The 4,152-nt window shown below is 53.6% G+C and carries 3 protein-coding genes; all 3 read right to left on the bottom strand.

Translation table 11 applies throughout. The annotated features are described in order from the left end of the window. A partial coding sequence (locus tag NW857_RS12440) for a DEAD/DEAH box helicase (protein ID WP_414369126.1) occupies positions 1 to 1,164 on the bottom strand: 1,164 nt, incomplete at its 3' end. A 32-nt stretch (positions 1,165 to 1,196) separates the two neighbouring features. Then, complete coding sequence (locus tag NW857_RS12435) at positions 1,197 to 2,495, bottom strand: hypothetical protein (protein WP_414336058.1); 1,299 nt, start codon at positions 2,493 to 2,495, stop codon at positions 1,197 to 1,199. A 4-nt stretch (positions 2,496 to 2,499) separates the two neighbouring features. Beyond that, positions 2,500 to 4,092 (bottom strand): hypothetical protein, encoded by a 1,593-nt coding sequence (locus tag NW857_RS12430; protein WP_414347511.1) that lies wholly within the window; start codon positions 4,090 to 4,092, stop codon positions 2,500 to 2,502. Positions 4,093 to 4,152: the final 60 nt, after the last annotated feature.

Below are 4,152 nucleotides of genomic sequence, written 5' to 3'. Positions count from 1 at the left end.
CACAAAGCGATCGCGCCCAACAAACTCCCGGAGAAACTTGCGGCCTGCCTCGCCCTCTTCCAAGCTGGCACTGGTGGTCAAAACCTGCAGTTGTTCTGAGTTGACTGTTAGCCCCAAACGGTACAGCAGTAAGCGCAGCAAGTAGGCCACTTCTGAGCCTGGCGTCCCTCGGTAAGTGTGCAACTCATCGACCACGAGCAAGAATTTGCGCTCGCGATTCTCTTGCAGCCACCTTTTCGTTTGCTCGAACATCCCGGCCTCGATTTGCCGCATCAGCATGATGTTGAGCATGGAATAGTTGGTAATCAAGATGTCCGGGGGATGCGCTTGCATATCCCAGCGCGAGCGCATTTCTCCTCCATCCAAGCGCGGAAAGTAAAACCTCAAATCTGGGTCTTGGCTCTGGACGGCAACCTTTTCCTGCTCCGCTTGCAACTCTCGCAATTGCCGGGCTAATTCCTTGACCTTATCGGAAGTGGGATAGCCGGGGAGGGGGGTCTGACCCGTGTAACGACCGAAGGTGATGCGATTGCAACCCCGCTCGCGATCAAGCCATTCATGGGTTTCTGGGCCATCCAACACTTTGCGCAACCGGCGCAATTGATCCTCCACCAAAGCATTTAGGGGATAGAGAATGAGCGCCCGGATTGCCGCCGGTCGTTTTTGCTCTTGGCGCTGTGGCACCCAATTTGGATTGTCTTCCTCCTGCCACCAAAACGTATCCCCGCTTTCAGACATCGGATCCCAACTACGGGATTCCCGCGCAAGGTGGGCTAGGATTGGCAACAAAAAACACTCGGTCTTGCCGGAGCCAGTTCCCGTCGTTACCACAATATCCTTTTGATCAACGATGGCTGCTTTCAAACTCTGCCATTGGTGCTCATAGAGGGGTAAGTTCGGGAACAAGGAACGACCGAGGTGGGCCAAGTCTTCATAGCCAGCGGGTAAATCTTTTGCTGCTTCCTCGAGGGTTTTGCCAGAAGAAGGGTAGACGGGTGTGGGCTCCAGTAGAGGAGGAACACTGAGCAGAGGATGATCAGGGCTGTAATGCAAGTGGCGATCGCGCTCGGCGCTAAGAGCAGGATACCGTAAGGGAAAAGCACTCTTAATGTAAAGCTGATAGATTCGATCCAATCGCTGATAGGTGCCGATGAGGTCGTACATGATTTCTCCTTGGCTTTGGGCAAAAACCTTAGCTATTTCTCCAAATCGAGCAGCGGCAGCCGCTCGCCGATGATTTGCCATGCAGTTGGCGTAATGTTCTGATAAACCAGTTCCTCTGTTTCAGGTCTGTAGCAAGGCAAACAGCCGGATTGCATGACCAAATAGCGTTCGTAGGCTAGCGGCCAGCGCTGGCTGATAGGGATCGATAATTCTCGGCTATTTGGGTCGTACTTAACTGATAGGTTTTCGGAAGCAAGGCGAGTCAAAGCCAAAAAACGTAAGCCGTACCACTCGCCGCTGTACCACCTGTCTTGCTCGCGGTCGTAGAACAGGGCATGCTGTTGTGGGGATCCCTTCTCATGCAATTCGTAGAAACCTGTTTCCTCAGCAGTCGGCACGTCTGCGAAGTGGCTCCCATCATAACGCTTCAGCCGATAGCGGTGGAGTGGCACCCAATCGACAACGTCCAGTGTAGCCACCCAATTGTCCCACTGGGGAGGAGCCTCGACCGGGCGGATGCCTAGGGTAGGGTAGCTGGCTCGCAACTTGGCGATCGCCGTGGCAACATCAGTCTGCAGCTCGAACTGCCAGCAGGGTGGCGCATCCTTTCGAGATTGGGGGATCTCCTCAAGGCGACCCAATTGCTGAAGATCTTTCTGGAGAGCTGCATTCCGCTGACCGTACAGCACGTAGCAATTTTCACCGACCGGCTGCAAGGAAGGCGGCTGCATCTGCCAGCGTCTGCCATCTCGAGCCACCGTGAGATGCCCCAGCAATTGTAGCCGACGCAACAACCGACGTGGTTGGGGTAGGTCTAGGCGATCGCATACGGCTTGAAAGGTTTCCCAAGAACCGGAACCGGCTGCCGATAGCCACCAAAGCAGTTGTTCGCACGCTCGAGAGCGATCGCTTTCTGCCGACTCAGCTATAGGTGTTTCCAAACGAAATGGGTTGACTTTAGGCAGCCGTTTGACTTCGAAATACCTTATAGTTTGGATATCCTGCTCTAAATCGTAGGCGATACCCACCATGTGTCGAATTTCTTCCCAGTAAAATTCTTGCCTTGCAGCCTTATTAATACCGCTTATTGTTTTAAGAAATTTCTCAAGATTATCTTTTTGTTTAGATTTCCAATCAGGGCGTGCCTTCGGATCAATACCCAAGTAGAAGTAGTACTCGCCTTTTTTCTTGATACCTTTCTCAATTCGAACATGAGATATGACATCTACTAAATTTTCTTGAGTAATTCGCTTCTGTAAGTGCTCTAACAGCTTTTGTGGCTTAAATTTCTTGCAACGAGTGTGAAAGAGCCAGTAAATCAGCTTAGACATAAGATCATTCTCCTACTACACAAGCTAATGACAAATCATCCCAATTCAGAATCTTTAAAGAGCGTTCCTGGTGGGCAGTTCCGCTCCGAACTTGGATTCGATAAGTACCAGGAGGTAAGTCTGCTGGCAAATCCCAAGGCTGGTTGGTAGAGCGATGGTCTCCTTGAAGGTATATGTTCCCAGTGACCACTTCAGTCAGGGTCACCGCTGCCGTAGGCTGAAATCCGTACACGGTCACCTGTGGTAAGTGATCCTTCAGCCAAGCCCGTCCTTGGGGTACCCGTAATCCGCCACTCAAGGCAATGTGCAGGCGATCGCGCGGCTGCAAGGCTTCTTTCAACTCGGGATGTTGTAAAAACAAACCGTCCCATACGGGGGCCAGCACCTGACATTCTTGGATTTCCCACCAGTCAGAAGTTTCGGCAAACGCAGGCTGGCGCTCGCCCGACCATTGCAGCAGGCTTTCTTCGCGCAGCCGCTGCAAATCCGGCCACAGGGCTTCCCGAAACAACACAGTGAAGTGACTGCCAAGTTTGGGCGCTCCCCAACTGGCTAGAGCACCGGACTCAGGGTTCTCAGGATCGGGCACCAAGACCCAGAAATCTCGAGCCGGCAGTTGGAGCTCCCGCAAGTGGGCATGGCCGCGAATAGGCCAGGCTCTCCCCTCAGCTAGATCGCCAGCAGAGAGTGGCTTGCCAACGGGGTAAAACCAACCTACGCGCTCCAAGCGCAGGCGACCTAAGTTTTCTACCGTCACCTCTGCAACTGGCCAGTGACGCGGCAGCTTGGGATAAAGGTAGTATGCTGGATCCCCCCACCGATCCTCGGTGCGATACAGCCCTGCAGTCAGACGCGTGGGGGGCTGGTACGCTCGGCTAAATCGTTGCGGTTCCGGGCGTCCTGCATCCAACCACTCTTGATGGACGGCTAGGATTTCGGCGCCCAGGACTTCGTGTCGCTGGCGGTCGTCCAGCAGCTCTGCCAGATGTTGGTTTAGGTTCTTTTCGCTCGCCAAATCCACCAGCAACTGGGTTTCGCTGCGGGCCGTAGTCCACTTTTTCTCGTAAAACATGCGACATAACTTTTGGGTGTCCGCCTCCCGCAGCAAGGCCTGGGAAATGGGGTAATTCAAATACCGGCGCGAGCCTTCCCCTGGTTTGGCGGTGGCAATCCATCCTTTTTCCTCTAGCCACCGGTTCCACTCCTGCCACAAGCTTTCTTCATCTCCGGCTTTCATCCCTATCGGACGGGTGTCGCCAGGTATTTCCAACCGTTGGCAAAAATGGGTGAAGAAGTCATTGGCATCCAGCTTGTCATCTCTCATCATGTCGTTGGCGGCGAGTACCATCAGCGCCAAGAAGGCCACCCCTGCCGGTTCGGACGATCCCTGGTTTTGCAAAGCCGATAACTGCAGCCGATTGCCATCTGCCACCTGGGCGCGCACGGCTTGGCAGAAATCCTTAACTGTGCCTAGGCCCAGACCTGCTAAAACTTTTTGATCTACACTAAGGTAGACTGGCGTGTTGTAAGGAACTCCCAGTGTTGCCCATTGAATAATGGCTCGGTTCCAATGAGCGTATTCATCGCGCAGCGCCACAATGACCTCGCCCTAGGTCGCTTTCTCAATCCTAGGCAGGTGTTGAATACCCAGTTTCCT

Origin of the sequence: Synechococcus sp. H55.9, from assembly GCF_047462355.1 — a bacterium.
In the GTDB taxonomy this organism is placed as follows: domain Bacteria; phylum Cyanobacteriota; class Cyanobacteriia; order Thermostichales; family Thermostichaceae; genus Thermostichus.
Note: the sequence above shows the minus strand (reverse complement) of the source record. Positions and strands in the feature narration are given on the sequence as shown.

Coding starts and splice junctions, on each gene's coding strand:
- NW857_RS12435 (WP_414336058.1), bottom strand. CDS start 2,495: ATGTCTAAGCTGATTTACTGGCTCTTTCACACTCGTTGCAAGAAATTT.